The organism is Afifella sp. JA880, assembly GCF_025379905.1.
GTDB classification, from domain to species: domain Bacteria; phylum Pseudomonadota; class Alphaproteobacteria; order Rhizobiales; family Afifellaceae; genus Afifella; species Afifella aestuarii.
Genome location: NZ_JAOANH010000001.1, coordinates 694287 through 720969 on the forward strand (window position 1 = coordinate 694287; position 26683 = coordinate 720969).

23 protein-coding genes are annotated in these 26683 nt (G+C 62.7%); 16 read left to right on the top strand and 7 right to left on the bottom strand.

Features of this window, described 5'->3' with window-relative positions:
- The first annotated feature begins 2 nt into the window (after positions 1–2).
- Genes NYQ83_RS03265 through NYQ83_RS03300 form a run of 8 tightly spaced genes read left to right on the top strand, consistent with a single transcriptional unit; the run spans position 3 to position 9584 of the window.
- The gene (locus tag NYQ83_RS03265) at positions 3–2024 is read left to right on the top strand and encodes an SDR family NAD(P)-dependent oxidoreductase (RefSeq protein WP_261212387.1); all 2022 of its coding nucleotides are present in this window, start codon (positions 3–5) and stop codon (positions 2022–2024) included.
- Complete coding sequence (locus NYQ83_RS03270) at positions 2021–3316, top strand: TIGR04295 family B12-binding domain-containing radical SAM protein (protein ID WP_261212389.1); 1296 nt, start codon at positions 2021–2023, stop codon at positions 3314–3316. Before NYQ83_RS03265 ends, NYQ83_RS03270 begins: the two co-directional genes overlap by 4 nt.
- On the top strand, positions 3298–4419 hold the full coding sequence (locus tag NYQ83_RS03275; protein ID WP_261212391.1) for a glycosyltransferase family 4 protein: 1122 nt from the start codon (positions 3298–3300) through the stop codon (positions 4417–4419). The genes NYQ83_RS03270 and NYQ83_RS03275 overlap by 19 nt, the downstream gene beginning before the upstream one ends.
- Positions 4416–5543, top strand: coding sequence for a glycosyltransferase (locus NYQ83_RS03280; RefSeq protein ID WP_261212393.1), 1128 nt, complete (start codon positions 4416–4418; stop codon positions 5541–5543). Before NYQ83_RS03275 ends, NYQ83_RS03280 begins: the two co-directional genes overlap by 4 nt.
- Positions 5543–6664: a glycosyltransferase gene (locus NYQ83_RS03285; RefSeq protein WP_261212395.1), complete on the top strand. Its 1122-nt coding sequence runs from the start codon at positions 5543–5545 to the stop codon at positions 6662–6664. Before NYQ83_RS03280 ends, NYQ83_RS03285 begins: the two co-directional genes overlap by 1 nt.
- Positions 6661–7749, top strand: a complete 1089-nt coding sequence (locus tag NYQ83_RS03290) for a glycosyltransferase (protein ID WP_261212396.1) — start codon at positions 6661–6663, stop codon at positions 7747–7749. The genes NYQ83_RS03285 and NYQ83_RS03290 overlap by 4 nt, the downstream gene beginning before the upstream one ends.
- Positions 7750–7759: 10 nt before the next feature.
- Positions 7760–8542 (top strand): TIGR04290 family methyltransferase, encoded by a 783-nt coding sequence (locus tag NYQ83_RS03295; protein ID WP_314733279.1) that lies wholly within the window; start codon positions 7760–7762, stop codon positions 8540–8542.
- Between the two features lies 1 nt (position 8543).
- Positions 8544–9584 (top strand): UDP-glucuronic acid decarboxylase family protein, encoded by a 1041-nt coding sequence (locus NYQ83_RS03300; protein ID WP_261212398.1) that lies wholly within the window; start codon positions 8544–8546, stop codon positions 9582–9584.
- A 118-nt stretch (positions 9585–9702) separates the two neighbouring features.
- Here NYQ83_RS03300 and NYQ83_RS03305 read toward each other — a convergent pair whose 3' ends face one another.
- From NYQ83_RS03305 to NYQ83_RS03325, 5 genes are all read right to left on the bottom strand, one after another.
- Entirely contained in the window at positions 9703–9963 is a 261-nt protein-coding gene (locus tag NYQ83_RS03305; protein ID WP_261212406.1) for a hypothetical protein, read from the bottom strand.
- Between the two features lie 20 nt (positions 9964–9983).
- Positions 9984–10766 (bottom strand): SDR family NAD(P)-dependent oxidoreductase, encoded by a 783-nt coding sequence (locus tag NYQ83_RS03310; RefSeq protein ID WP_261212408.1) that lies wholly within the window; start codon positions 10764–10766, stop codon positions 9984–9986.
- Positions 10767–10779: 13 nt separating this feature from the next.
- The gene (locus tag NYQ83_RS03315) at positions 10780–11955 is read right to left on the bottom strand and encodes a zinc-dependent alcohol dehydrogenase (RefSeq protein ID WP_261212410.1); all 1176 of its coding nucleotides are present in this window, start codon (positions 11953–11955) and stop codon (positions 10780–10782) included.
- Positions 11956–12001: 46 nt separating this feature from the next.
- Positions 12002–12571: an SRPBCC family protein gene (locus NYQ83_RS03320; protein ID WP_261212411.1), complete on the bottom strand. Its 570-nt coding sequence runs from the start codon at positions 12569–12571 to the stop codon at positions 12002–12004.
- 193 nt (positions 12572–12764) lie between these two features.
- Positions 12765–13586: a manganese catalase family protein gene (locus NYQ83_RS03325; protein WP_261212413.1), complete on the bottom strand. Its 822-nt coding sequence runs from the start codon at positions 13584–13586 to the stop codon at positions 12765–12767.
- A 193-nt stretch (positions 13587–13779) separates the two neighbouring features.
- Here NYQ83_RS03325 and NYQ83_RS03330 point away from each other — a divergent pair, with 193 nt between their 5' ends.
- The 8 genes from NYQ83_RS03330 (at position 13780) to NYQ83_RS03365 (ending at position 24033) form a co-directional block, all read left to right on the top strand.
- The gene (locus NYQ83_RS03330; protein WP_261212415.1) at positions 13780–14283 is read left to right on the top strand and encodes a ferritin-like domain-containing protein; all 504 of its coding nucleotides are present in this window, start codon (positions 13780–13782) and stop codon (positions 14281–14283) included.
- A gap of 46 nt (positions 14284–14329) precedes the next feature.
- Positions 14330–15592, top strand: a complete 1263-nt coding sequence (locus tag NYQ83_RS03335) for an alpha-hydroxy-acid oxidizing protein (RefSeq protein WP_261212417.1) — start codon at positions 14330–14332, stop codon at positions 15590–15592.
- A 114-nt stretch (positions 15593–15706) separates the two neighbouring features.
- Positions 15707–16942 carry a cytochrome P450 gene (locus tag NYQ83_RS03340; RefSeq protein WP_261212421.1) on the top strand — a complete coding sequence of 412 codons (1236 nt, stop codon included), beginning with the start codon at positions 15707–15709 and terminating at the stop codon, positions 16940–16942.
- 324 nt (positions 16943–17266) lie between these two features.
- Positions 17267–19405: a PAS domain-containing protein gene (locus NYQ83_RS03345; RefSeq protein WP_261212422.1), complete on the top strand. Its 2139-nt coding sequence runs from the start codon at positions 17267–17269 to the stop codon at positions 19403–19405.
- A 460-nt stretch (positions 19406–19865) separates the two neighbouring features.
- Complete coding sequence (locus NYQ83_RS03350) at positions 19866–20888, top strand: GAF domain-containing protein (protein ID WP_261212424.1); 1023 nt, start codon at positions 19866–19868, stop codon at positions 20886–20888.
- Between the two features lie 92 nt (positions 20889–20980).
- A complete protein-coding gene (adh, locus tag NYQ83_RS03355; protein ID WP_261212426.1) occupies positions 20981–22501 on the top strand; it encodes an aldehyde dehydrogenase in 1521 nt (506 codons plus the stop codon).
- 78 nt (positions 22502–22579) lie between these two features.
- Positions 22580–23611, top strand: a complete 1032-nt coding sequence (gene adhP, locus NYQ83_RS03360) for an alcohol dehydrogenase AdhP (protein ID WP_261212428.1) — start codon at positions 22580–22582, stop codon at positions 23609–23611.
- Positions 23612–23685: 74 nt separating this feature from the next.
- A complete protein-coding gene (locus tag NYQ83_RS03365) occupies positions 23686–24033 on the top strand; it encodes a DUF779 domain-containing protein (protein WP_261212430.1) in 348 nt (115 codons plus the stop codon).
- A gap of 54 nt (positions 24034–24087) precedes the next feature.
- Here NYQ83_RS03365 and NYQ83_RS03370 read toward each other — a convergent pair whose 3' ends face one another.
- Together NYQ83_RS03370 and NYQ83_RS03375 are read right to left on the bottom strand one after the other, a co-directional pair.
- Entirely contained in the window at positions 24088–25380 is a 1293-nt protein-coding gene (locus NYQ83_RS03370) for an NAD(P)/FAD-dependent oxidoreductase (RefSeq protein WP_261212432.1), read from the bottom strand.
- A gap of 160 nt (positions 25381–25540) precedes the next feature.
- Positions 25541–26680 carry a tyramine oxidase subunit B gene (locus tag NYQ83_RS03375; RefSeq protein WP_261212434.1) on the bottom strand — a complete coding sequence of 380 codons (1140 nt, stop codon included), beginning with the start codon at positions 26678–26680 and terminating at the stop codon, positions 25541–25543.
- Positions 26681–26683 lie beyond the last annotated feature (3 nt).

Sequence of the window (26683 nt, forward strand, 5' to 3'; positions counted from 1 at the left end):
GCATGTCGAGACAAGAGAACATGCCGGGTGTCGTCGAATGGTTCCGCCCAGGTGAGCAGGTTCGAGTGGAGCGTGCCTTGAGACATATGGAGACGATCGGGGCCACGCATCTGCGCACCCACCTCTCCTGGGCCGACTTCCATACGGAAGCCGGGGCCGAATGGTATGATTGGCTGCTGCCATTTCTGGCCAGGCATGTCGAGCTTCTGCCGTGTGTGCACTACACGCCGCCATCGCTCTCCGAGACCGGACGCAGCAACGGGCCTCCGCGCGAACTCCGTGCCTACGCCGACTTCATCGACGTCGTCATCGGCCGCTACGGCAATTGCTTTGATTCCCTGGAGCTCTGGAACGAGCCGAACAACCTTCTCGACTGGGACTGGCGGCTCGACACCGACTGGCACAAATTCTGCGAAATGGTGGGTGCTGCTGCCTACTGGGCCCGCGAGCGCGGCAAGAGAGTGGTGCTTGGCGGGCCCTGCCCCAACGATCTGAACTGGCTCAAACTGATGGGCGAGCGCGGCGTGCTCGGCACCGTCGACGCGCTCGGCGTCCACGGTTTTCCCGGGACGTGGGACAGCGAGGAAGGGCTCTGGAAGAACTGGGGCTCCCTGCTCGGCTCGATCCGCGAGACGGCGGCACCCTTCAATTCGGACCTCGGATTGTGGATCACGGAAACGGGCCACTCCACCTGGCGCGGGGATTCCAGCGAACAGGCGCGCCGCTTCCTCGACGCGATAGAGGCGCCAGCGGACCGCCTCTACTGGTATGGGCTCGAAGATATTCCCCATGATATCGCCGTCCAGGAAGGCCTGCGCTTCGACGAACGGCACTATCATTTCGGGCTCTTCCGCAGCGATGGGCGACCGAAGCTGCTCGCCCGTCTTCTGACGGCAGGCGGAGTGGCGGGTGTCGCCGAGACTGCTGCCCTGGCGCGCCCGGCGATCGCCAATACGCGTCCAGTCCTCATTACAGGCGGCGCCGGCTTCATCGGCAGCAATCTCGCCGACCGCCTCATGTCGGCCGGCGAGCACGTTCTTGTGGTCGATTCGCTGGCGCGGGCCGGGGTCCAGAAAAACCTGCATTGGCTGAACGAGAGCCACGGCAACCGGCTCTCCGCGCGGCTTGCGGATATTCGTGACACCGCCATGATGAACGACGTCGTCAAGGACTGCTCGTCCGTCTTTCACCTTGCGGCGCAGGTTGCGGTGACTTCCAGCCTGATTGATCCGCTCGATGATTTCGAGGTGAACCTCAAAGGTACGGTCGGGCTTCTCGAAGCTGTCCGCCGCAGCCCTGTTCCCTTCGTTTTTGCGAGCACAAACAAGGTCTATGGCGATCTGGCCGACATAGGTCTCGAGCTGGACTGCGAAACCTACGCACCGAAGGACGAAGCGATCCGGGCGAACGGGATCAGCGAAAAGCGACCCCTCGACTTCGAAACGCCCTATGGCTGTTCAAAGGGCGGAGCGGATCAATACGTTCTCGACTATGCCCGCAGCCTCGGCGTGCCGGCTACGGTGCTGCGTATGAGCTGCATCTACGGCCCACGCCAGTTCGGCACGGAAGATCAGGGGTGGGTCGCCCACTTCCTCATTTCCGCTCTCAAAGGTGAGGAGATCACCATTTTTGGGGACGGGCACCAGGTCCGCGACATCCTCTTCGTCGAGGATGCCGTTGCAGCCTATATCGGGGCCCGAAAGCATATCGGTGCAATGGCCGGACGCCCCTTCAATCTTGGCGGCGGCCCCGCCAATGCCGTGAGCCTCGTGCAGGTGCTCGCCCATATCGAGGATCTGATCGGCCGCCCGGTGCACCGGCGTTTCGAAGATTGGCGCAACGGCGACCAGCGCTACTACGTCTCCGACACGCGCCTTCTGCGCACCGCCCTGTCGCTCCCCGAGCCCATTGATTGGCAGACCGGCATCGCCCGCCTTGCGAGATGGCTCGAAGCGGAGGATGCCGCGGCCGCACCTCTCGCCTCTCTTTCCAGCATCCAGCCCGCAATGGAGGTCCGCGCATGAAAGTGGCTCTCGTCAACCCGCGCTGGCATTTCGACAACAGCATCTATTTCGGCTGCGCGGCGCCGCATTTGCCGCTTGAGCTCGGCTACGCCAAAGCTCTCCTGGAGCGAGACGGTCACGAGGTTCTGATGCTCGACGGCAATCTCGTGGAGACGAGCAACCAGGCCTTGGCCGAAGAGGTCGCAGCGTTCGGCGCTGAGATCAGCATCGCAACGACCGCCCCCACCTATCTTTTCTGGCGTTGCGCACCCCCGGAGCTGCGGGTGCCGGCGGAGTTTTTCGCTCACCTCGACAAACGGGGCGGAACCACGATTGCCATCGGGCCCCACGGCTCCGTCACTCCCGAAACGACTCTGCGCAAGCTCGGTGCGGATGGCGTCGTCATGGGAGAAGCGGAAGAGGTGATCGCAGCAATCGCGCAGGCCTCGGATCCGACGTCAGTTCGCTCGACCGCCTGGATGACAGACGATGGCCCGGTCACGAACGGCGGGCCTGCCGCCTCGGCCTTCATCGCTCATCCTGCCCTTTCCTGGCCGGACGAATGGGTGAAAAGACACGCTCACCACCATCATCGCTTCGATGACGCACCAGCGGTTCCTGGCGCCGAGGTCGAAGCCTCCCGCGGCTGTCCCTACAATTGCTCATTCTGCGCCAAGATCGATTATCGCGACAAATATCGCCGGCGCGACCTTGAGCAGCTTCTTCAGGAGATCGACCAGCTGATCGCGCAGGGCGTCGGCTATCTCTACTTCGTCGACGAGATATTTCTGGCCCAGAAACCGCTTCTGGAAGCACTCGTCGAGCGTCCCGTTCAGTTCGGCGTGCAGACCCGTATCGACATCTGGTCCGAGCCGATGATCGAGCTTCTCGGTGCTGCGGGTTGCGTCTCCGTCGAGGCGGGGCTTGAGAGCCTCACCGAAGAAGGGCGCGCCAATCTCGACAAGCGCTGCAAGATGACGACGGAGGAACTGGCCGACCGTCTCGTTTTTGCCAAAGCACGCATCCCTTTCGTGCAGGCCAATCTGATCGCCACACCCGAGGACGAGCCGGAGCTCGTCGCCTATTGGCGCGACCACCTGCGCGACCAGGGCGTATGGGCGAACGATCCGGTGCCGCTCTATCCGTATCCGAGTTCGCCCGCGTACCGGAAGATGTGGGGCCCTCCCGATTCCGACGCGTGGGAGCGCGCGCACGACTACTATCTCGCTCAGTTCCAGAGCTTCAGCGACATCCAGGATGAACGGCCCCTGCGCCTGCACGAGCTGGAGGGCGCATGCCGACACCATTCCTAATCAGGCGCCTGCTGCTGACGACCGATGCGGTCGGCGGCGTGTGGACCTACACCCTCGATCTTGCCCGCGCCTGCTCGCAACTCGACATCGCCGTTGATCTCGTCGTCATCGGACCTGAGCCTTCCCCAGAGAAAACCACCGAGGCAGCCTCCATTCGGAACGTGCGGCTCACCCACCTCGATCTCCCCCTCGATTGGATGGCAGAAGATGTAGAGGCTGTGCGAAAGGTGGGCGAACGCCTTTCTGCCCTCGCCACGAAGAGCGGCTGCGACCTTGCACATCTCCATTCTCCGGCGCTGGCGGCTGACGCGTCCTTCCCTGTCCCGCTCGTCGCGTCGCTGCATTCCTGCGTCGGAACCTGGTGGCGGGAAGTCCGTCGCGGTGAAGACATGCCGGAGGATTTCGCCTGGCGCACGGCGCTCATGAGAAGAGCTTTGCGGCGTGCCGATGCCGTCATCGTTCCCAGCGCCTCCTTCGCGGACACAGCGGGCAAGGTCTATGGCGGGAACATCCCCTTCCGGGTGGTGCACAACGGCACCAGCTTTCCGGGAGCCGGGCCCGAGATGGACCGCAGCGTCGTCCTTTCGGCCGGTCGTTTCTGGGACGAGAGCAAGAACCTCGCCGCGCTCGACCTCGCCGCCTCACATCTGGGCTTCTCTGTGTATGTCGCCGGGCCGCTCGAAGGACCGAACGGCGCCTGCGTTTGCCCAAGGCACGTGCGGCGCCTCGGAGAGCTCAGCCGGTCCGCAATGCAGGCCTGGCTGGCCCGCACGTCAATCTTCGTTTCGACAGCGCTTTACGAACCGTTCGGCCTGAGCGTCCTGGAAGCCGCCCAAAGCGGCTGTGCCCTCGTTCTTTCCGATATCCCGACATTCCACGAGCTGTGGGACGGCGCAGCGCTTTTTGTCGATCCACGGCGCTCTCGATCGGTCGCCGACAGCGTTACGGAGCTCGCGGCCGACGAGGAACTCACAGAGCGGCTCGCCGCCAGTGCCCGCCGGCGCGCTCGGCAATATTCGATGGAGGCGGTCGTAGGCCGAACGCTCGCCATCTACCGCGAAGTCGCCGCCCGGTCGGTACCGACACTACGAGGTGCGGCATGAGGCTGACCTATTTCACACATTCCCTGGCCTCCTGCTGGAACCACGGAAACGCGCATTTCATCCGGGGCATCCTGCGGGAGATGAAGAAACGGGGTCATGAGGCGGTCGCCTATGAGCCGGCTGAGAGTTGGAGCCGGGACAATCTCGTAGCCGACCACGGCGAGACGCCGATTGCGGCTTTTCGGTCGCGTTTTCCTGACCTCACGTCCATCTTCTACGACCGGCCGGACTTCGACGAAGCGGCAGCCGCGAGCGACATCATCATCGTGCACGAATGGACGGAACCGTCCGTCGTCGCGGAACTCGGTCGCCTGCGCCGGCAGGGCAGCGAATTCCTGCTGCTCTTCCACGACACGCACCACAGGGCGGTGAGCGATCCGGACGTCATCCGCCGCCTGCCGATCTCCGATTACGACGGGATCCTCGCGTTCGGCGAAAGCCTTGCGGAGATTTACCGCCGCTGGGGCTGGGGCGACCGCGTCTTCGTCTGGCACGAGGCGGCGGACCTTTCGACCTTCACGCCTCCCACCGAAGAGGGCGAGCGCAACGGCATCGTCTTCGTCGGCAACTGGGGCGACGATGAACGCAATGTCGAGCTCGAGAGGTTCCTGTTCGGACCGGTCGAAGAGGAAGGCCTCACGCTCAAGGTCCATGGTGTGCGCTACCCTCCGCAGGCGCTTGCGCGCCTTGCCGCGTGCGGCGCCGATTACCGCGGCTGGATCGCCAATGCCGAAGTGCCAGACGTTTTCGCGCGGCAGACGGCGACCGTGCATGTGCCGCGGCGCTTCTACGTCGAACATCTGCCGGGCATACCGACGATCCGCGTCTTTGAGGCACTCGCCTGCGGCATCCCACTCGTCTCCGCCTATTGGCCCGACGAGGAAGCTCTTTTCCGTCCCGGGCAGGATTATCTCGTCGTCCACGATCGCGAGGAGGCACGGCGCAGCCTTCGTGCTGTCTCCGAGGACCGCGATCTCGCAGGCGAGCTAGCCCTCAACGGCCTTGAGACAGTTCGAGCACGCCACAGCTGCGCCCATCGCGTCGATGAACTACTCGCCATCATGCGCGCGTTGCGGCCGGGCGGACTCTCTCTCGAACCTGCAGCCCCCGCCGAGGTCATCTGATGCACATCGCATTCTACGGTTCGAGCCTCGTCTCCGCCTACTGGAATGGTGCCGCCACGTATTACCGGGGGCTCATCCGTCAGCTCGCGTTGCGCGGCTACGACGTGACCTTCTACGAACCGGACGCTTTCGACCGACAAGCACATCGCGATATGGAGCCACCCGACTGGGCGGAGGTCGTCGTCTATCCGGCGGATGCGCAGAACCTCGCCGCGGTCGTGCGAAAAGCCCGAGACGCCGATATCGTGGTGAAGGCGAGCGGCGTTGGCGTCTACGACGACGAGCTTCTCGACGGCGTCATGGCGGCGGCACGGCCTGACGCACTCAAAGTGTTTTGGGACGTCGATGCGCCTGCGACCTTGAGCGAACTCGCCGCCCTTCCCGATCATCCCCTCCACCGTGCCTTGCCGGATCTGGACATGGTGCTGACCTATGGCGGCGGTGACCCCGTTGTCGATGCCTATCGCCGCTTCGGAGCCCAGCGTTGCATTCCGATTTACAACGCTCTCGACCCAGATACCCACTTTCCGGTCGCACCGGACCCCCGCTTTGCCGCCGACCTTTCGTTCCTCGGCAATCGCTTGCCAGATCGAGAAGCGCGCACCAAAGCGTTTTTCCTGCAGGCTGCGCAGATGATGCCGGAACGGCGCTTCCTGCTCGGAGGCTCCGGCTGGCAGCCCTCAGAGTTGCCGGGAAACGTCCGCCTCATTGGTCATGTGCCGACTACGGATCACAACGCCTTCAACGTCACCCCCCTCGCCGTCCTCAACATCTGCCGCGCTTCCATGGCGCAGAACGGGTTCTCGCCGGCGACTCGCGTCTTCGAGGCTGCAGGCGCCGGCGCCTGCCTCATCACCGATTACTGGGAGGGCATCGACCTCTTTCTGGAACCCGACCGAGAGATCCTGGTGGCACATGACGGGGCGGAGGTCGCCCGGCACCTCACCGAACTCACCCCGGAAAGAGCTCATGCCATCGGCGAGCGTGCCCGCGAACGCATCCTTGCATCCCACACCTACGCCGACCGGGCCCAACAGGTCGACGCCATCTTCCGCGAGAGAAAGCCGGAACAAGAGACATTTCCGACGCCGGATCGGGATCTTCGAAAGGCAAATGCATGAAGATCGTCATCTTCGGCCTCAGCCTCTCCTCGTCCTGGGGCAATGGCCACGCCACCACCTACCGATCGCTTCTGAAGGGCCTCGCCAGAAGAGGCCACGAGGTCACGTTCTTCGAGCGCGACGTGCCCTGGTACGCCAACAACCGCGACATGCCGCAGCCGGACTTCTGCGAGCTGCATCTCTACGGTGACCTTGAAAAGATTGAGGATCATCGCGCGACGATCGCCGCAGCCGATGCCGTCATTGTTGGATCTTTCGTGCCTGAAGGGCCAGACCTGATCCGCCGGCTTGCCGCGATCGAGCCAGCGCTGCTCGCATTCTACGACATCGACACCCCGGTGACGTTGGAGAAGCTCAAGAGGGGAGACCGAGAGTACCTCTCACCCGAGCTCATCCCTTCATTCGATCTCTATCTTTCCTTCGCCGGTGGAAAAGCACTTAAGGTTCTCGAAGAGCGCTACGGAGCCGAAAAAACATGCGCGCTCTATTGCAGCGTCGACACCGACCTTTATCACCCGGTCGATGAGGAAAAGCTCTGGGATCTCGGTTATCTCGGCACTTACAGCCCGGATCGGCAACAGGAGCTTGAAAGCCTGCTGATTGAGCCGGCGAGAGCGTTGCCTGAGAAACGCTTCGTCGTCGCGGGCCCGCAATACCCCGACGACATCGCCTGGCCCGCAAATGTCACGCATATCCCCCATGTCGCACCTGCCGATCATGCGCGCTTCTACTCTCAGCTTCGTTTCGCGCTCAACGTCACCCGCCGACAGATGGTCGAGCTCGGCCACAGCCCGAGCGTCAGGATGTTCGAGGCCGCCGCCTGCGCAACGCCGATCATTGGCGACCATTGGGCGGGGATTGAAGACGTCTTTGAACCTGGACGCGAACTTCTGGTCGCACACTCCTCCGCGGACGTCATCCGCACGCTTTCTCAATTCGGAGCAGACGACGCGGCTGCCATCGGTGAGGCTGGCCGGTGTCGGGTGATGCAGCAACACAGCGGCGAGCAGCGCGCGGGTGAGCTCGAAGCGCTTCTGCAGGATGTGACCGAGCGTCCCGCCGTCAGAAACGCCTCCGCAGCCTGACGAGGGAATCATGCAGGATCAGAAACTCCGCAACGAAATCAGTGCTCTCGCTCCGTGGTTTCACAATCTGCATTTGCCGGGCGGGTTCCAGACCGCACCGGATCATTTCCTCGGCGACTTTCCGCGTTTCAAATGGGACCAGATTGCGCCCTCACTACCCGAGGACCTTCGCGGCTGGCGCGTCCTCGACATCGGAGCCAATGCCGGCTTCTATTCCTTCGCCCTGGCCGAACGCGGCGCCGAAGTGGTCGGGATCGATTCCGATCCTCACTATCTTCGCCAGGCCGAATGGGCGGCAGAACGTTTCGGCGGCAATACCGTCAGCTTCCACCATGCCTCGGTCTACGAGGTCGACGAGATTGAAGGCTCCTTTGATCTGATCCTCTTCATGGGCGTCTTCTACCATCTGCGCCACCCGCTTCTCGCGCTCGACATGCTGGCGCGGCTTCGTCCGAAGCTGCTGCTTTTCCAGACGCTGACATTCGGTGACGAGAGCGTCTCGCCGCATGCCCGTCACGAAACGAATTTCGAAACCCGTGCGCTTCTTGAAGAGAAAGGTTGGCCGAAGATGGCGTTCATCGAGGAGAGCTTCTGCGCTGATCCCACCAATTGGTGGGTGGCGAACCACGCTGCGGTGGAAGCCATGTTGCGCAGCGCAGGCTTCAAGATCGTCGGGCGCCCGGGCCACGAGATCTATCTCTGCGAATGCGACGGAGGCGAACCTGCCCACCGTGAAGAGACCGGTGAGGCTCAAGCCGCCGTGAAGCGGCTGAACGCTGCAGAAGGATATTGAGATGAGACGCAAGCCCCGCATCCTCATCGCCGGTGGAGCCGGCTTCATCGGCTCACATCTCAGCGAGGCGCTGCTTGCGGAGGGACACGAGGTTCTGTGCCTCGACAGTCTCCTCACCGGCAAGACGGAAAACGTCGATCGTCTCGCACGAGACCCGAAGTTTCACTTCCTCCGCCAGGATATCATCGACCCTTTGCCGCTGTCCGTGCGGGCCGACTTCGTCTGCAATCTCGCCTGCGCCGCCTCACCGCCGCATTACCAGGCGGACCCCGTACACACGATGCTCACGAGCGTGATGGGCACCCGCAATTTGCTCGCATCCGCCAATGAGCAGGGCGCGGGTTTCCTGCTTGCCTCGACCAGCGAAGTCTACGGCGATCCCGAGATTCACCCGCAGCCGGAAAGCTATCTCGGCAACGTCAATTCAACCGGGCCGCGCGCCTGCTACGACGAAGGCAAGCGGGCTGCCGAAGCCCTTGCTTTCGATTTTCGTCGCACGCGCCAAACTGATGTGCGCGTGGTGCGCATCTTCAACACCTACGGGCCGCGCATGCGTCCAGACGACGGTCGCGTCGTCTCCAATGTCATCTGTCAAGCCCTCACCAATGCGGACATCACAATTTACGGCTCCGGTCAGCAGACGCGATCCTTTTGTTATGTGGACGATCTCGTGGACGGGCTGATGCGCATGATCGGGCTTCCCGCCGCCCCGGAACGTCCGATCAATCTCGGCAGTCCCTTCGAGTTCACCATCCGTGAGCTCGTCGACGAGGTTCTGGCTTTGACCGGCAGCCGCTCGCGTATCATCGAAAAGCCTTTGCCGGTCGACGACCCGAAACGCCGGCAGCCAGACATCGCTCAGGCCCGCGCCCTTCTCGGCTGGGAACCGAAAGTGCGTCTCGAGACGGGACTGCGCTACACCGCCGATTGGTTTGCCGAGGCTCTCGGCAGCGAAAAGAAGCCGTCGCGGAGCTGTGGCGCGGCGCCTATGGTTGCGGAAGCCAATGGGATGGTGATGCCTGGGGCGCCGCCGACGCGGTAGAGCGGATAGATCTCAGCATCGCTTACTCTGACGGCCCATCCTCAAAGACGGGCCGTCGGCGATGCCATCATGTCGTAAGGGGAAGCGCAAAACGCCGGTGCCCGGACACTCGGGAGAATCAGGGAGACTTGTTGCCCTTCTGCCTTTCAAGCTCCTGCTCGACGACGTCGCGAGATCCCTCGGCCGGCTCCTGTTGAAGCTGGTGGGCCGGGGCCTCCTTCGGGTGATCGGCCGGTCGTGCCTCTTCCTTTTCCTTTCGACGTTCCGAAACGTCGGCGGGCCCAGCCGCTTCGTCGGGAATCCCTGCACCCGTACTCGCAATCGTCTCGCCGCGAGGCCGGGCGTTCGGACCTGTCGAGATCTTTGGCTTGTCCACCACTTCGTCTCTCCTTTCCGGTTTTAGCCGGAGCCGGGCTCTGCCATGCCGCGGTGCATTTCGGCGAGCTGCTCAGCCGGCATGACATGCGCTGCCATCGCCTGGGCCCGGTTCTTCCAGCCGGTGACGACGTCGCTTTCGCCCTTCATCATCGCCTCGAAGCCGAGACGCGCCACCATCGCGGGATCGTCCTTCTTTTGCTGGCCGACCTTGGTATCCTGCATATCTGCACGGTCGAAGAATTCCGTCTCAGTCGGCCCCGGCATAAGGCATGTGACGGTGACGTCCGTATCCTTCAGCTCGTTGCGCAAGGCGAAGGAGAAGGAATCGAGGAACGCTTTGGTGCCGTTGTAGACCGCCTGGAATGTCCCGGGCATGAAACCCGCAATCGAACCGGTAATCAGGATTCGACCCTCATTCCGCGCGCGCATGTCGCGACCAATTCTATGGAGCAGATAGAGCGTGCCCGTGATGTTGGTGTCAACCACTCGGCGGACATCATCGAAGTCCTGGTCGAGAAAACCATGCCCGAGACCGCGCCCGGCATTGGCGAGAAGCACGTCCACCGGCCGTCCCTGACAGGCCGCGTAGACCTTCTCCACGCCTTCAATCGTCGAAAGATCCGCTTTGACGGCATGTGCCTGGTGCCCGAGCACGGAAAGCTCGGCCGCGGCATCGTCGATTTCGGGCTCGTCAGCCACGATCAAGAGATCGAAGCCGTTCTCCGCGCAGCACCGCGCCAGTTCAAGACCAATGCCGCTGGAGGCTCCGCTAACGACGGCGAAGCGTCTGGAATTGGTAGCCATCATGCTCTCCGTGTCAGTGAGGTCGCAGAACGACCTTGGTGCATTCGTTCTGCTGCTCCTTGAACATCTTGTAGCCCCGGGGTGCCTCTTCGAGCGGCAGCCGGTGGCTGATCAGGAAGGTCGTGTCGACCTTCCCCTCCATGATCAGGTCGAGGAGCGGCTGCATGTATTTCTGCATGTGCGTCTGGCCGGTCTTCACCGAGAGGCCTTTCTCCATCAGCGCGCCGACAGGAAATTTGTCGGCAAGCCCGCCATACACACCCGGAATGGAAACGCGGCCGCCCTTGCGGCACGACATCAGCACCTGGCGCAGCGCATGGATACGGTCCGTCGCGGCGAAGGTCGCCGTCTTCACGTGGTCATAGAGGTTGTCAAAGGCAAAGCCATGGGATTCGAGGCCGACCGCATCGATGCAGGCGTCCGGCCCGAGGCCGCCCGTCATCTCGCCGATCGCCTCCTGCACCTTCACTTCCTCATAGTTGAGGATCTCGGCCCCCATCTGCTTCGCGAGTTCCAGACGATGCGGATAGTGGTCGATGGCGATCACCTTATGGGCGCCCATGACGAAGGCGCTCTGGATAGCGAAGAGGCCGACCGGCCCGCAGCCCCAGACAGCGACGGTGTCGCCCGGCTCGATCTCGCAATTCTCGGCCGCCATCCAGCCGGTCGGGAAGATGTCGGAAAGGAAGAGTACCTTTTCGTCGTCAACGCCGTCCGGGATGACGATGGGGCCGGTGTCGGAATAAGGAACGCGCACATACTCGGCCTGCCCGCCGGCATAGCCGCCTGTCAAATGCGAATAGCCGAAAAGCCCCGACATCGGGGCGCCATAGAGCTTCTCCGACATGTCCGCCTTGTCGGCCGGGTTGGAGTTGTCGCAGGCGGAATATTGCTGATGCTTGCAGAAGAAGCACTGGCCGCAAGCGATGACGAAGGGGACGACCACGCGGTCGCCCTTCTTCAGCCGGTCGTTGCCCGGCCCGACTTCCACCACCTCCCCCATGAATTCATGACCGAGCACGTCGCCGGCCTGCAGGGTCGGGATGACGTGATCATAGAGGTGAAGGTCGGAGCCGCAGATCGCCGTCGCGGTGATCTTGATGATGGCATCACGCGGATTGACGATCTCTGGATCAGGGACCGTATCAACGCGGACGTCGTGTTTGCCGTGCCAGGTGAGGGCGCGCATGTGGTTTCCTTCGATATTCGGTCTGGGCCGGTTGAGTTTTGAGCGGTTAGGCCCGCGGCGCGGCGGAAGGTGGCCTGGAGGTCGAGACCTCACCGGTCTCCATCAATTGCTTGAAGCGACGGAGATCGCGACGCACCTGCAGCTTCGGTTCGGCCTGAAAGAGCTTCGCCACCCATTTGCCCAAGGCGCTGCCGGGCGGGTCATAGGCGATCGTCGCTCTGACCCAGGTGCCACGTCCGGCAGGGCCATCGAGAAACTCGACGGTGCCACGGTTGCGGATCATCGCACCTTCCGTCGATTCCCAGGAAAAGCGCCGGCCGGGCTCGTCCTCGGTGATGATGGCGTCCCATTCGACGCTCTCGCCGGCCGGACCGCGCACGACCCAATGGGAACGCGTCTCGTCCGCCACCCGCACTTCCTCGATGTTCTCCATGAAGCGCGGCAGATTCGAGAAATCGCGCCAGAACGCATAGAGCTCCTCACGCGGCCGGTCGACCGTGAAGGTGCGCCCGGCGAGGGCATAACCCTCCTCCGCGGTCCCCTTTTCCGCTTCGCTGCGCACGCTCTCTCTGCCACTGGTCAGCGGAGCGTCGCTCTGCATCGTCTCATCTGTCATGCTGATGTTCCCTGGATCGCCGCCTGTCGCCCCACCTCTGAGAATTGGGCGCCGCCTAAAAGCGTTTTTCCATCTCTCGGGAAAACAGCAGAGCGTCGGCGCAAGTTCCTGTTCGGATAGAGCTTTCAAGTAAGCCGGCTAGACGCAGCTCGCAGGAAGCGGGTGTCCAGCGCCCGCCGATTTGGTGTCGCGATCACATCTGTTGTGTCTGCGCACCAGAGCCCTTGCGGGCTTTGCCGAGCGACGGCTCCTGGCCCATCGGCTCCGCGGGAGCCACGGAAAATTCACTCCGCCCGTCGAGCGATTTGCCGGAGGTCCAACGACCTGTTGCCGCTTCCTTGTCGAGCGAGGTGTTGAGAAAGACGTAGGAGTGTTTCGTCGCCTCGTGATCCTGCGGAGTGGAATTCGGGATAGGCAGGGTGCCTTCCATGCCTCCCAGTTCTTCGACGACCGCGAGCCATTGCTGCTGATGCATCGTGTCGCGTGCGATCAGGAAGGCGAGCATGTCCTTCATGCCGGCATCGTCGGTCATGCTGTAAAGTCGCGACGCCAGCACGCGCCCGCCGGCCTCGGCAGTCACGTTGGCCATCATGTCGGCGCCGATATTGCCGGTGGCGTAGACGTGACTCATGTCGAATGGGACGCCATTTGAATTGACGGGCATGGCGGAGAGGCCCGACGAGAGAATGTGGCGGGGATTCATGCCGCCGAGGATGGCACCGACCACGGGATCCTTCGCGGCCTCTTCCTGCATCGACAACGGCGCGTCCTCCAGATTGAGGGCAACGGCGTGGCCAAGAAACTCGATATGGGACAGTTCCTCAGTCGCGGTAGCGATGAGCAGGTCCCGATATTTGCTGTCGCCGCGCGCGCCCATCGCCTGGAAGAAATACTGCATGGCAACGCGGATCTCTCCCTCAATGCCACCGATCGCCTGCTGCAGCATCTTCGCAAACAGCGGATTCGGCTTATCGATGCGGACCTCGTACTGCAGCTTACTGTTGTGGAAGAACATGGAACCTCCATCCTTTTTGGATATGTAGATGCCCCAGTAGGTCGCGGGAAAAAGCTGAGTTCCTGCGATAAGGACAAAATACTCTGTTTATTACTTGCGCGCCTCAATTTTAGCAGGCGAAGCTCATGGAACTATGTTGGAGCAAGCAACCTTTTCCGCGCAACGGGATCCAATATTCCTGAGGAAGCAAAGTATGACGCAGACTGAAAACCTGGTCGCATGGCTTCGCGATGCCCATGCCATGGAGAAGCAGGCAGAGACGATGTTGAACGCCCAATCCTCGCGCATCGAGAACTACCCGGAGGTCAAGAAGCGGATCGAGGAGCATCTGAAGGAGACACAGTCGCAGGCTGAGCGCATCGAAGGCTGCCTGAAGTCGCTCGGAGCGAGCTCTTCAGGTATGAAGGATATGGGCGGCAAGACGACCGCGATGATGCAGGGGCTCGGGGGGATGTTCACGAGCGACGAGGTGATCAAAGGCGCGATGGCGAGCTATGCCTTCGAGCATTTCGAGATCAGCGCCTACACGGCGCTTGTCGCGGCGGCGGAGGAACTGGGCGAGACGCAGGTGGCGGACACATGCCGGGAAATCCTTAAGGAGGAAGAGGCCATGGCCTCCTGGCTGGCGGAACATCTGCCCGGCGTGACCAAAGCTTATCTTGAACGCCAGGCGGGCGGACAGACGGCCAAGCGCTGATTTTCGCTTTGAGCGCTGCAGCATCGGAGCCCGGAAGAGCGGGCGCATGACCGGGATGGGCCGCAGACGGCAGACCGCGATCTTCATGGACGGCCTCATGGGTCGACGCCAGAAGGTGCCGGCCGCACCAAAGATGCTGGAACAAAATGCGCTCTCGGCGATGGGCGCAAACGCGGCCGCCTACATCGCCGGCAGTGCGGGTATGGAGCAGACGGCGGCGGCGAACCGCGCCGCCTTCGACCGATACCCGATCCTGCAGCGAATGCTGAACAACGTGGCGGAGCGCGACCTTACCACGACGCTGCCGTGGTGCCGACTCCCCTTACCGCTGCTCCTGGCTCCCATCGGCGTCCTGGAGATGGCGCACCGCCAAGCCGACCTCGCCGCAGCACGTGCGGCCACCTCCGCTGGTGTCCCATTCGTCACCTCCAGTCAGTCCTCGTTTCCGATGGAGGAGATTGCCCGGGCGTGCGGCGCAGGCGAGCGCTGGTTCCAGCTCTACTGGTCGTCCTCCAACGAGCTGACGGAGAGTTTTGTCACGCGAGCCGAGCGCGCGGGCTACGGCGCAATCGTCGTTACCCTCGACACCACACAACTCGGCTGGCGCCCACGCGATCTTGACGGCGGCTACCTGCCCTTCCTGCGCGGCCGCGGCATCGCCAATTACCTTTCGGACCCGGTTTTCCAGGAATTGATCAAGGAAAGCAGCGATCGGCAACCACTGCCGCTGCCCGGCCCTGGTGCGTTGCGCTCGGCGTTGGAGCTCCTGCGGTCGTGGCCGCAGGGTGCTCGCCGTGCGGTCTTTTCGGGAAAGACGCTCTCTGCCATCCGCCGCTTCATCGCCACCTATTCGCGTCCCGACCTCGCCTGGGACGACCTTACCTTCCTGCGCCAGCGCACGCGGCTGCCGATCCTGCTGAAGGGTATCGTGCATCCCGACGATGCGCGGCAAGCGGTCGATGCCGGCGTCGACGGGATCATCGTCTCCAATCACGGCGGCCGTCAGGTCGACGGGGCACTCGCCGCCCTCGACGCGCTGCCAGGCGTGGCCGCGGCCGTCAACGGACGCATTCCGATCCTCTTCGACAGCGGCATTCGGACGGGCGCCGACATCCTCAAGGCGAAGGCCCTCGGCGCCGCGGCGGTCCTCATTGGCCGACCCTATGTCTATGGGCTCGCTCTCGCCGGGGAACGAGGTGTGCGCGAGGTCATCGACAACCTCTCCGCCGACCTCGACCTCACAATGGCCCTGTGCGGTCATGGCAGCTTCACAGCTTTAGGCCGGGAGCTCCTGGCAAGGAGCCCTTGAGGCAACCCCCCGGCCTCAAAACCCTGAGACGTAGAAACAAAAGCCTGCCGCTCAGGCGAACCGGAGAGTTCCCAGGTTGTTGACCCAGGAGCAGAGACCTGGCGGAGACCAGAAATGCCTCAGATGCCGCGCGAGCACACGCTCGACAGCAGTCTCGCTTTCCTGCGAGAGGGATACGAGTTTGTCGGACGCCGGTGCCGCGATTTCAATTCGGATATCTTCCAAACGCGCCTGCTTGGCCGACGGTTCTATTGCACGCTCGGCGAAGACGCAGCCAAGATGTTCTACGAGCCCGAACGGTTCACGCGCCGCAGCGCCCTGCCCGCCTCGACGCTGAAACTCCTGCAGGACAAAGGCAGCGTGGCGACACTTGACGGCACCGCTCACCATCATCGCAAGGAGATGATGCTATCGCTTATGAGGAAAGAGCGGTTGCAGGAGATCGCCGAGCGCGCCGCCGACGCCCTCCAGGAAAGGGCCGCGATGTGGCGGAGCGTGGACAGGGTCGTGCTGCACGACGAATTCCGCCTCGTCCTGTGCCGCGCCGTTTGCGAGTGGGCGGGTATGCCACTCGAGGCCGACGAGTTGCAGCCATTCACGCGGGAACTCGGTGCCATGATCGACAATGCCGGCACCGTCGGCCCCAAGAATTGGGCAGCGCGCCTCCTGCGCCTCCGGGCCGAGCGTCGAGTCCGCCACGCGGTCGAGGCGGTGCGCGCCGGTTCGCTTACGCCGCTTCCCGAAAGCGCTCTTGCCGTCATCAGTCGACATCGCGATCCCGCTGGCAACGTTCTCGATGCCTCCTTGGCCAGCGTCGAGATCCTCAACATCATACGCCCCACCGTGGCCATTGCCCGCTTCATGGCCTATGGAGCGCTCGCCTTGCACCGTCATCCGGAGACGCGCGATCGCGTCAGCACGGACGACGCTTATCGCGAGGCCTTCGTGCAGGAAGTGCGACGCTTTTATCCGTTCTTCCCCGTCGTTGCCGGAATCGCTCGCGCTCCGTTTGACTGGCGCGGCTTCTCCTTTGAGGCCGGCGACCGCTTCATCCTCGACCTTTACGGAACCGACCACGATCAACGTCTTTGGCCCGAGCCGGAAAAATTTCGACCGGAACGCTTCTTGGGATGGCGCGGCAACGCCTACAGTCTCATTCCTCAGGGCGGCGGCGGACACGCCGCGAACCACCGCTGCGCCGGGGAGTGGCTGACGATCGCGGTGATGAAGACGATGCTTCTCACCCTGGCTAGAGACGCGACATATGATCTGCCGGAGCAGGATCTTTACATCGACCTCGGAGAACTGCCCGCAAAACCGAGATCTGGCGTGGTAGGACACGCGCATTGACGGCTCAACCGGATCGGCCGGATGCGGCCATTGGTGCGGGATATTTCAATCCCCTCGTCTCTACGGAACAGACCCGACGCGCCGCCGCCACGCAGTGTGCGAAGACTGGAGCCGTCCGCCGGCGCAGAACAGCCCCTCACCAAGCTCGCGCATACGTAACAGACCGAGCTTCTGCAACGTCTGCTCCCTGCGAGCTAAGTGGCGGCCCCGAAGGGGCGTTTGTGCTTGACGATATCCGCTAGGTATTCACAGTGCCGATCATGCAGCGTGCCTGTCATTGTGTCTGAAACTGCCGTCTTCAACGTCGGCAACGCGAGGGAGCCAATGCAAATCCAGCAGGATGATGCTCTCGCGAGCGCAATTCTTGAGACCGTGCGTCTTCCGCTCCTGGCGCTTGACCCCGAGTTGCGCGTTGAGACTGCGAACAATGCTTTCCTAGAGCATTTTCAGGTGACTCGCGACGAAACGCTCGGGCGTCTCATCTACGAACTCGGTAATGGTCAGTGGGATATTAGGGAGCTGCGCCACCTTCTAAGTGAGGTTCTGCCGGAGAGGAGAACAGTTTCGGACTATCGCGTGGAGCACGAATTCGAACGCCTCGGCAGGCGCGTGATGCATGTCAGCGGGCGACGGATCGCAAGACGAGATCATCAGGATCTGGTCCTTCTGGCTATTTCCGACGATACCGAACGCGAGGCATTGCGAGCCGAGCTGACCGGCCGGGTCGAGCTCGCCGACAAGCTCATCGACAGCGTGCGCGAGGGGCTACTGATCCTTAAGCCGGATCTGAGCGTCCATTCCGCCAGCGGTTCATTCTACAACCTCTTCGAAGTCAACCCGAAGCAAACGGTTGGCCGTCTTGTCTACGAGCTAGGCAATGGCCAGTGGAACATTCCACAACTACGCCAGCTCTTGGAAGACGTGCTGCCCCGTGAGCGCGCTTTCGACGACTACGAAGTCACGCACGTATTCGATGATATCGGCAAGCGGGTGATGGTGCTGAACGGCCGGCGTCTGGATCACATGGAGCTGATCGTCCTCGCCATTCGCGACATCACGCATATTCGCGAGAGTGATGCACGGTTCAAGGAAGTAACGACCGCGGCCCGCCTGGGTGTCTTCGAGGCAGATTGGCGCGCGGGCACCCTTTATTGGTCACCGGAATTCAGAGACATCATCGGCTATCCGCAGAATGAGCCGCCAATAACTGACCCCGTTCCGGACTTCATCCACCCCGAAGACCGATCCGCCTTAGCGCGGCTCCACGATGAAGTACGCCACCCTCGGGGCAGCGGAACGATTTTCCACGAGCACCGCATCATCCGCCCGAACGGCGAAGTGCGATGGGTGCAAATGCATGGCCGGGTGGAGCTTGCGGAGGTGGTTGGCGACCGCTCGCCCATGCGTGTGCGCGGTGTGCTTATTGATGTGACCGAAAAGAAGACGGCCGAATTGCAGCTCCGCGAGAGCGAGGAGCGCCTGAGCCTCGCGCTCACCATCGGCGGTCTCGGGACCTGGGACTGGGATCTCGTGACCGGGGCCATCCTCTGGTCGGACGAGCATTTCCGCATGGAGGGGTACGAGGTCGGCGAGGTCGTGCCGAGCTACGAGGCGTGGATCGCACGGGTTCATCCGGAGGATCGGGCCGCCACCGAACGGGCGCTGACCTCAGCGCGAGATGAAAACAGGCTCTACCAGCACGAGTTCCGCAGCCTTCATCCCGACGGTTCCATCCACTGGCTCGACGCGCAAGGGCGCTTCTTCTACGACAGCGGCGGTCACGCGACCCGGATGCTCGGGGTTATGCGCGACATTACCGAGCAAAAGCGCTGGGCGGACACGCAGGCGATCCTGGTGGCAGAGCTCCAGCACCGTACCCGCAACCTTCTTGGGGTGGTGCGCTCGATCTCAGAGCAGACATTGCGGACGAGTGACAGCCTCCCAGATTTCGCAGGGCGATTTGGGGACCGTCTGGCGGCGCTCTCGCGGGTTCAAGGGCTCCTGTCACATGCGGAACAGGAAGCGGTCAGCATCGGCGCCCTCGTTCATTCGGAGCTCGACGCGCTTGGCGCCACCGCCGGTACAGACCGGATCATCACCGAAGGTCCGCAGGTGCGGCTGCGGAATCGCACCGTTCAAACGCTGGCGCTGGCGCTGCACGAACTCGCGACCAACGCGCGCAAGTATGGCGCGCTTTCGGGCGATCACGGTCACCTCAGCGTGACGTGGACCATGCATCGTGAGGATGGTGGCGAACTCAGGCTGGTCCTGCGATGGATAGAGGACGGGATCCATCTTCGACGCGAGGGTGAGCGCGCAAACAGCGGAGGCTATGGCAGGGAGCTGATAGAGAAAGCGCTCCCCTATTCTCTTGGGGCAAAGACGAGTTTCGATCTCACCGAAACGGGCCTGCATTGCTGCATCGACTTGCCCGTTTCAAAGCAGCAACCCGGCAGGGAATAGAAGGAGCATCTGAGGAGGTGGGATTTCGAAGGTTGAGGCCTTCCCTGCTTGTCCAAACCCACTCGGCGAAATCTGCGGCCAAGAACCGAACGTGTCGGAACGACAGGAAGCGGCAGGCATGACGGAGACTCGTAGGACATCCCGCCGGTCATCGCACCGCTCACCTTCACATCGGCGGCCGGTCGTTTTCATCGCGCGGCTGCCGCTTGGCGGCTCGCACAAGATGGCGAGGCGCCGATGGGCGCCTCTTGCGTTTGCAGCCCATGTCGAAGAATACTTGCGTCACACTGAATACGAGAGACCGCGCCCGTCGTGCATGGCGTCGCCGCAGAACGTCGACAGTCATGCCGCAAGAACAAATGAAGGAGCCTGCAAGAACGCGTGATCGGACGATGCGCCAAGTAAGGCCGAATACAGAAAACGGCCATGCGCATCGAAACCCCATGGGAGGAAACTTGGGATGTCCGAGACTTGTGCCCACGTCGATGTGGTTCACTCTGCGATCGCGGCCGGGGCCGCCGCGCAATCGCCGATGGTCGCGTCCTGGAGCCGCTCGGCGCGTCTCTATGGGCTAGACCCAGCCAACAGGCACCCGCCTCACCGGCTGACGGTGAGCGAATTCGCTCTGGTTCGCGAGCGGATGGAGCCATGGATTCGCGCCGCCGAAGCCAGTCTTGATCAGCTCTTCAGCGCCGTCGGCGCGGCAGGGTGTTGCGTGCTCCTCGCCGATAGCGACGGCGTGCCGGTCGAGCGTCGCGGCGAGGCTGGCGACGATGCCATCTTCGACGAGTGGGGATTATGGCCGGGCGCGCTGTGGAGCGAGGCAACGGAAGGCACCAACGGCATCGGCACCTGCGTCATCGAGCGCCGCCCCGTCACCGTGCACCGCGACCAGCACTTCTTTGCGCGCAACGGGGCGCTCGGCTGCATGGCGGCCCCCATCCATGACCACAACGGCGAACTCGCCGGCGTTCTCGACGTCTCCTCCTGCCGCACCGATCTCACCGAGACTTTCGCCGGGCTCATCGCGCTCAGCGTGCGCGAAGCGGCACGGCGGATCGAAGCGGAAGCGTTCCGGCGCACGTTTGCGCATGCGCGGATCCTCGCCGTCTCAGGGCTGGAGCACAATCCGGCGGCGCTCGTCGCCGTAAATGCCGACGACCTCGCCGTCGGCGCATCGCACAGCGCGCGCTTGGCCTTGGGGATCAAAGGCAACCTCGCCAAGGCGCCGGTGCCGGCCTCCGATCTCCTGAGTATCCCGGGTGTGGAGAGCCTGGAGGATGCGGAACGCGCGGTTCTTGCCCGCGCTCTTGCCCGCACCGGCGGCAATGTCTCGGCGGCGGCGCGCATCCTCGGAATCTCGCGCGCGACCTTCCATCGCAAACTCGGCGCAAAACGGCTGGAGGCGGCGACACAAGATCCCGCGGCTCCCTGTCGCATTCCTGCGACAGATGCAGCCTCTCTCCCGCTGGAGGGGGGCTGACAGACCTCCAGGCGACATCGATCCTGTTGTCCAGGGCGCCCGAGAGGAAACGCTTTTCTCTCGCCAAGAGCGCCCGGTTAGGGAGAACAGCAATGGATCAACTGGAACGGCCGTTCGGCGAAACGCGGCTGCCTTTCGCCACACGCTACGACAACTACATCGGCGGCAAATGGGTGGCGCCGAAGTCGGGTCGGTATTTCGACAACGTCACGCCGATCACCGGCAAATCGCTGTGCGAGGTGGCACGCTCGGATGCGGCAGACATCGAGGCGGCCCTCGACGCCGCGCACGCGGCGAAAGACGCCTGGGGCAAGACCAACGTCGCCCAGAGGGCTTTCATCCTCAATCGTATCGCCGACCGGATGGAGGAGAATCTCGATCTCCTCGCCACCGCAGAGACCTGGGACAACGGCAAGCCGATCCGGGAAACGAAGGCTGCAGACCTGCCGCTTGCGATCGACCACTTCCGCTATTTCGCCGGCTGTGTGCGGGCACAGGAAGGCACGCTCTCCGAAATCGATCACGAGACGATCGCCTACCATTTCCACGAGCCCTTGGGTGTCGTCGGCCAGATCATACCGTGGAATTTTCCTCTCCTCATGGCGGTCTGGAAGCTCGCTCCGGCGCTCGCCGCAGGCAATTGCGTGGTCTTGAAGCCGGCCGAACAGACGCCCGCCTCGATCATGGTGTTGATGGACGTCATCGGCGACCTTCTGCCTGAGGGTGTCCTCAACGTGGTCAATGGCTTCGGGCTCGAAGCCGGCAAGCCCCTCGCCTCCTCCAACCGCATCGCGAAGATCGCGTTCACCGGCGAGACGACGACCGGCCGGCTGATCATGCAATATGCTAGCCAGAACCTCATTCCGGTGACGCTGGAGCTTGGCGGGAAATCGCCGAACATCTTCTTCGACGACGTATGCGCGGAAGACGACGATTTCTTCGACAAGGCCATCGAAGGGTTTGTGATGTTCGCCCTCAACCAGGGTGAAGTCTGCACCTGCCCGTCGCGGGCGCTGATCCAGCACTCCATCTACGACCGTTTCATGGAGCGTGCATTGGAGCGCGTGAAAGCCATCAAGCAGGGCAATCCGCTCGACCCGGAGACGATGATCGGAGCGCAGGCATCGAGCGAACAGCTCGAAAAGATCCTCTCCTATATCGACATCGGCAAACAGGAAGGCGCTGAAATCCTCACCGGCGGCGAGCGCAACCATCTCGGCGGCGAGCTGGAAGGCGGCTATTTCGTCCAGCCGACCGTCTTTCACGGCAACAACAAGATGCGCATCTTCCAGGAGGAGATCTTCGGTCCCGTCGTGTCGGTGACGACCTTCAAGGACGAGGAAGAAGCGCTGCATATCGCCAACGACACGCTCTATGGCCTCGGATCCGGCGTGTGGAGCCGCGATATGAACCGCTGCTACCATTTCGGCCGCAACATCCAGGCCGGGCGCGTCTGGACCAATTGCTACCACGCCTATCCGGCCCATGCGGCTTTCGGCGGCTACAAGCAATCGGGGATCGGCCGCGAGACCCATTCGATGATGCTCGACCACTACCAGCAGACGAAGAATCTGCTCGTCAGCTACAATCCCAAGAAGCTCGGCTTTTTCTGAACGAGCCACCGGCGAGGGCCCGGCGACTTGGGGGCCGCCGGGCTTCTTTTCCAAGACAAAATCCAAGGGAGGAAGACAATGGCGAAGACCATGAAGGCCGCAGTCGTGCGCGAATTCGGCAAACCGCTGAGTGTGGATGAGGTGCCGGTTCCCGAGCCGGGGCCAGGACAGATCCAGGTCGCGATCCAGGCCTCAGGTGTCTGTCACACAGATCTTCATGCCGCGGAGGGAGACTGGCCGGTCAAACCGAACCCGCCTTTCATTCCAGGCCATGAAGGCGTCGGCTATGTCTCCGGTGTCGGTGCGGGCGTCACCCGCGTCAAGGAAGGCGACCGGGTCGGTATCCCGTGGCTCTACACGGCCTGCGGGCATTGCGAGCACTGCGTCGGCGGCTGGGAGACCTTGTGTGAATCCCAGCAGAATACCGGCTATTCGGTGAATGGCGGTTTTGCCGAATACGTCGTGGCCGATCCCAATTATGTCGGGCACCTTCCGGATGATATCGGATTCACCGAAATCGCTCCGATCCTGTGCGCTGGCGTGACCGTCTACAAAGGGCTGAAGATGACCGATGCCCGCCCCGGCAACTGGGTGGTCATCTCGGGCATCGGAGGCCTCGGCCACCTTGCCGTCCAATACGCCAAGGCGATGGGCTTCAACGTCGCCGCCGTCGACATCGACGATCACAAGCTCGATCTGGCACGAAATCTCGGCGCCACACTGACGGCGAATGCCGCCAAGGAAGACGCTGCCGCCAAGATCAAGAAAGAGACCGGAGGCGGCGCACACGGCGTTCTCGTCACGGCCGTCAATCTGAAGGCCTTCGAGCAGGCTGAGAACATGGTCCGCCGCGGCGGCACGATCGCGATGAACGGTCTGCCTCCAGGCTCTTTCCCGATCTCCGTCTTCGACATGGTTCTGGCAGGAATCACGGTTCGCGGCTCCATTGTCGGAACCCGTCTCGACCTTCAGGAGGCGCTCGATTTTGCCGGCCACGGCAAGGTCAAGTCGATCGTCAATCCGGTGAAGCTGGAAGACGTCAACAGCGTCTTCGAGAAGATGCACAAGGGCCAGATCGACGGCCGGGCGGTCATCGAGATCGCCGCCTGAGATACCAGCTCGGTGGGGCGGCAATGCTGCCCCACCTTCCCGTCCTGCCCTTTGAAATTCGCAAGGTGAAAGCGATGGGCTCAGTCTCCGCAACGCCAGCCGCACGCGAGCTCCTGCAGGAGATCATTGCCGACCATGGCGCTGTCCTCTTCCATCAATCCGGTGGCTGCTGCGACGGCTCCTCGCCGATGTGTTACCCGGAAGACGGATTTCTGATCAGCGAGCAGGATGTGAAGCTCGGAGAGATCGACGGCATGCCCTTCTATATCGGCGGGGCGCAATACGAGCGCTGGAAGCACACAGATCTCGTCCTGGACGTCGTTGCCGGGCGTGGCGGCATGTTCTCCCTGGACAATGGCCGCGAGCGCCGCTTCCTCATCCGCTCGACGCTCTGCGAGGCGCCAGACACTGCGGACCGGTAAGCCTCCGTCCCGCTCACTTTCAGACTCTTCTCTCAGGAGCTTAGGCCACCGGCATCAGAACCGCTCGAAGCGATAAGGAGCGGGATCCACGATCGGCGTCTCTCCCGTCACCAGTTCGGCCGCGAGCTGACCTGCGGCAGGCGACGTGCCGAAACCGTGGCCGGAAAAGCCGGTCGCCAAGGTCAGCCCCGGAATGCTGGCGACAGGCCCGATCACCGGATGAGTGTCCGGCGTGATATCCATCGTGCCGGCCCAGGCAGATTCTATCTCGACACCTTTCAAGGACGGCCAGGCCGCACTGAGATTGGCGACCGCCTCTCGGTTGAAATTGGAGACCGTCGGCGGATCCATCACACGAAGCTTTTCGAAGGGGCTTTCGTCCGCAGGTCCCCAACGGCGCGGGAGTTTCAGATCATCGATCGTTTCGCGCCCGACCTTCATCCGCACGATGCCGCGGTTTCCACGCAGCTGCGACAGATACCGCATGCCGATCAGCACGTGATCGAGCGTCAAAGGTGCCATCAGAGCGGCACGCTGGGTCATGATGAAGCTGCCGTCGTGATGCTGACAGAAGGAGAAATCCGGTCCGGCCACGCCGATTTTGCAGGGCCCCTGCATCGGCGGGGAACGGAACGCCGAACAGACGAGCGGCAAGGTCGGCAAGCTGATACCGAGATTGCCGAGGAAGCGGCGCGACCACAGCCCCCCGGCGAGAAGGACGTGGTCGCAGCGGATCTCTCCGCGCTCGGTCACGACACCGGCGACCCTGCCCGCTTCCAAAGACAAGGTGCGTACCGCGCAATTTTCCACGACGATGGCGCCCTTCGAAATCGCGGCTTTCGCGATCGCGCTCGCCGCCAGGGTCGGGTCGGCGTGGCCGTCCGACGGCGTGTAAAGGCCACCGGCCCATTTGCCCTCGCCGCCCGGCACCAATTCATCGATCTCTGAAGGCGTGACGAGGCGCGAATCGAGCCCCAGATGGCTCACCGATTTCAGCCAATCCTCATGCCCGGCCACATCCGCTTCGGTGCGGTCGAGATACATGATGCCGGTGCGCTCATAGCCGACATTGGCCCCGACCCGCATTGCCATCGCGGCCCACAGCCGATCAGCGGCCATTGCCAGGGGCACATCCGGCGCGGCTCGGATCGTCTTGCGGACCCAGCCGAGATTTCGCGACGATTGCTCGCCCGCGAGCCGTCCTTTCTCCAAAACGACGACGGGGATGTTCTTTTCGGCAAGCGTCAAGGCAGCCGTCAGGCCAACGATGCCGCCTCCGATAATGACGACAGAGGTGCGAGGCGGAAAATCCTGCGCCGTTTCAACCGGCGTGATCGTGGGGGCCATGGGGGAGATCCTTCTGAGAGACCGTTGCCGGGGCTCGTCCCCGTGCAGCGGTCGAGCGCAATGAGCCGTCTCGCTATCGGACGGAAGGACGCCGCCAGCCGGCGTCCCTCGATCTTGTGCAGAGCTTTATTCGATGGCGGGTGGATATGTTGGGCGCGCCTCAGCGCAGCGCCGGCTCGTCCCACAGGTTGAGCTTCTGGCCGATGCCCTTCTCCACCGCATTGCGGTAAATCACGGTGCCCCACGCAACGTCTTCGACCGGCATGCCTCCGACCGACATCAGGATGATCTCGTCATCGTTGGTTCGGCCTGAGGCATCGCCTGCGACGATCGCGCCGAGATCCTCCAGCTCCTCGCGCTTCATGCTGCCCTCGGCGAGCATATCCATGAACTTCACGCCGATCACCGGGATGGTGCGATGCGCGGGCTTCGGAACCTCTTCGTACCAGGCCTCGTAGAGACCGGTGTTGTCCAGGACCTTGCGGACGTCGGGAGCTTTCATCGCTTCGTCGATTTCGCAAAGGGCCGGCATGGCCAGGAACGCACCCGGCTTCACCCATTCGCGCTTGACGATCGGATAGGTCTCCGGATCGCCGACTTCACCGGAGGCGCAATAGGTGACGATATCGCAATCACGAACGACTGCCTCGAGGTCGTTCACGATCTCGATTTTGGTGATCTGCGGGTAATGCTCTTTCACCCAGGCGATGAAGACATCGAGGCTTTTCTGCCCGCGCGCCTTGACCCGGACGGTGTCGATCTTCGGACAGGCGGCGATGAAGGCAGCGAGCGCGGTGCGCGCCATCACACCAGGCCCTAGGATGCCAACGATTTTTGAATCCTTGCGCGCAAGGTGCCGCGCCCCGACGCCCGGCACTGCGCCGGTGCGGTAAGCGGAAAGAAGATTGGCCGACATATAGGCGAGCGGTGCGCCCGTATCGGCGTCGTTGAGCGTAAACATCAGGATCGAGCGGGGCAGATCCTTGTCCCGGTTTGCGATGTTGGAGCCATACCATTTGACACCCGCAGTGCAGAAATTGCCGCCGAGATAGGCCGGCATCGCCATGAAACGACGATCCGCCGTAGGCTTCGGCATCTTTGGGAAGGGCGAGTTTTCAGGGAAGACGACCATGGCCCCATGGCTGTCGCTGTTGGGACCGGCCATTCGGTAATCGCCCTGATGAAGCAGGGCGAACATCTCTTCCATGCAGTCGACACAGGCGGGCATGTCGGTCACGCCGGCCCGGATCATGTCTTGTTCGGAGAGGTAGAGGAAATCGATTTTCGGCAGACCCGGCATCGG

What these genes read in the sequence shown, in the direction of transcription:
- NYQ83_RS03280 (WP_261212393.1), top strand. Translation starts at nt 4,416, where the DNA reads ATGAGGCTGACCTATTTCACACATTCCCTGGCCTCCTGCTGGAACCAC.
- NYQ83_RS03330 (WP_261212415.1), top strand. Translation starts at nt 13,780, where the DNA reads ATGACGCAGACTGAAAACCTGGTCGCATGGCTTCGCGATGCCCATGCC.
- NYQ83_RS03300 (WP_261212398.1), top strand. Translation starts at nt 8,544, where the DNA reads ATGAGACGCAAGCCCCGCATCCTCATCGCCGGTGGAGCCGGCTTCATC.
- adh (WP_261212426.1), top strand. Translation starts at nt 20,981, where the DNA reads ATGGATCAACTGGAACGGCCGTTCGGCGAAACGCGGCTGCCTTTCGCC.
- NYQ83_RS03350 (WP_261212424.1), top strand. Translation starts at nt 19,866, where the DNA reads ATGTCCGAGACTTGTGCCCACGTCGATGTGGTTCACTCTGCGATCGCG.
- NYQ83_RS03335 (WP_261212417.1), top strand. Translation starts at nt 14,330, where the DNA reads ATGACCGGGATGGGCCGCAGACGGCAGACCGCGATCTTCATGGACGGC.
- NYQ83_RS03310 (WP_261212408.1), bottom strand. Translation starts at nt 10,766, where the DNA reads ATGGCTACCAATTCCAGACGCTTCGCCGTCGTTAGCGGAGCCTCCAGC.
- adhP (WP_261212428.1), top strand. Translation starts at nt 22,580, where the DNA reads ATGGCGAAGACCATGAAGGCCGCAGTCGTGCGCGAATTCGGCAAACCG.
- NYQ83_RS03320 (WP_261212411.1), bottom strand. Translation starts at nt 12,571, where the DNA reads ATGACAGATGAGACGATGCAGAGCGACGCTCCGCTGACCAGTGGCAGA.
- NYQ83_RS03275 (WP_261212391.1), top strand. Translation starts at nt 3,298, where the DNA reads ATGCCGACACCATTCCTAATCAGGCGCCTGCTGCTGACGACCGATGCG.
- NYQ83_RS03325 (WP_261212413.1), bottom strand. Translation starts at nt 13,586, where the DNA reads ATGTTCTTCCACAACAGTAAGCTGCAGTACGAGGTCCGCATCGATAAG.
- NYQ83_RS03315 (WP_261212410.1), bottom strand. Translation starts at nt 11,955, where the DNA reads ATGCGCGCCCTCACCTGGCACGGCAAACACGACGTCCGCGTTGATACG.
- NYQ83_RS03290 (WP_261212396.1), top strand. Translation starts at nt 6,661, where the DNA reads ATGAAGATCGTCATCTTCGGCCTCAGCCTCTCCTCGTCCTGGGGCAAT.
- NYQ83_RS03340 (WP_261212421.1), top strand. Translation starts at nt 15,707, where the DNA reads ATGCCTCAGATGCCGCGCGAGCACACGCTCGACAGCAGTCTCGCTTTC.
- NYQ83_RS03375 (WP_261212434.1), bottom strand. Translation starts at nt 26,680, where the DNA reads ATGCCGGGTCTGCCGAAAATCGATTTCCTCTACCTCTCCGAACAAGAC.
- NYQ83_RS03370 (WP_261212432.1), bottom strand. Translation starts at nt 25,380, where the DNA reads ATGGCCCCCACGATCACGCCGGTTGAAACGGCGCAGGATTTTCCGCCT.
- NYQ83_RS03285 (WP_261212395.1), top strand. Translation starts at nt 5,543, where the DNA reads ATGCACATCGCATTCTACGGTTCGAGCCTCGTCTCCGCCTACTGGAAT.
- NYQ83_RS03270 (WP_261212389.1), top strand. Translation starts at nt 2,021, where the DNA reads ATGAAAGTGGCTCTCGTCAACCCGCGCTGGCATTTCGACAACAGCATC.
- NYQ83_RS03365 (WP_261212430.1), top strand. Translation starts at nt 23,686, where the DNA reads ATGGGCTCAGTCTCCGCAACGCCAGCCGCACGCGAGCTCCTGCAGGAG.
- NYQ83_RS03265 (WP_261212387.1), top strand. Translation starts at nt 3, where the DNA reads ATGTCGAGACAAGAGAACATGCCGGGTGTCGTCGAATGGTTCCGCCCA.
- NYQ83_RS03345 (WP_261212422.1), top strand. Translation starts at nt 17,267, where the DNA reads ATGCAAATCCAGCAGGATGATGCTCTCGCGAGCGCAATTCTTGAGACC.
- NYQ83_RS03295 (WP_314733279.1), top strand. Translation starts at nt 7,760, where the DNA reads ATGCAGGATCAGAAACTCCGCAACGAAATCAGTGCTCTCGCTCCGTGG.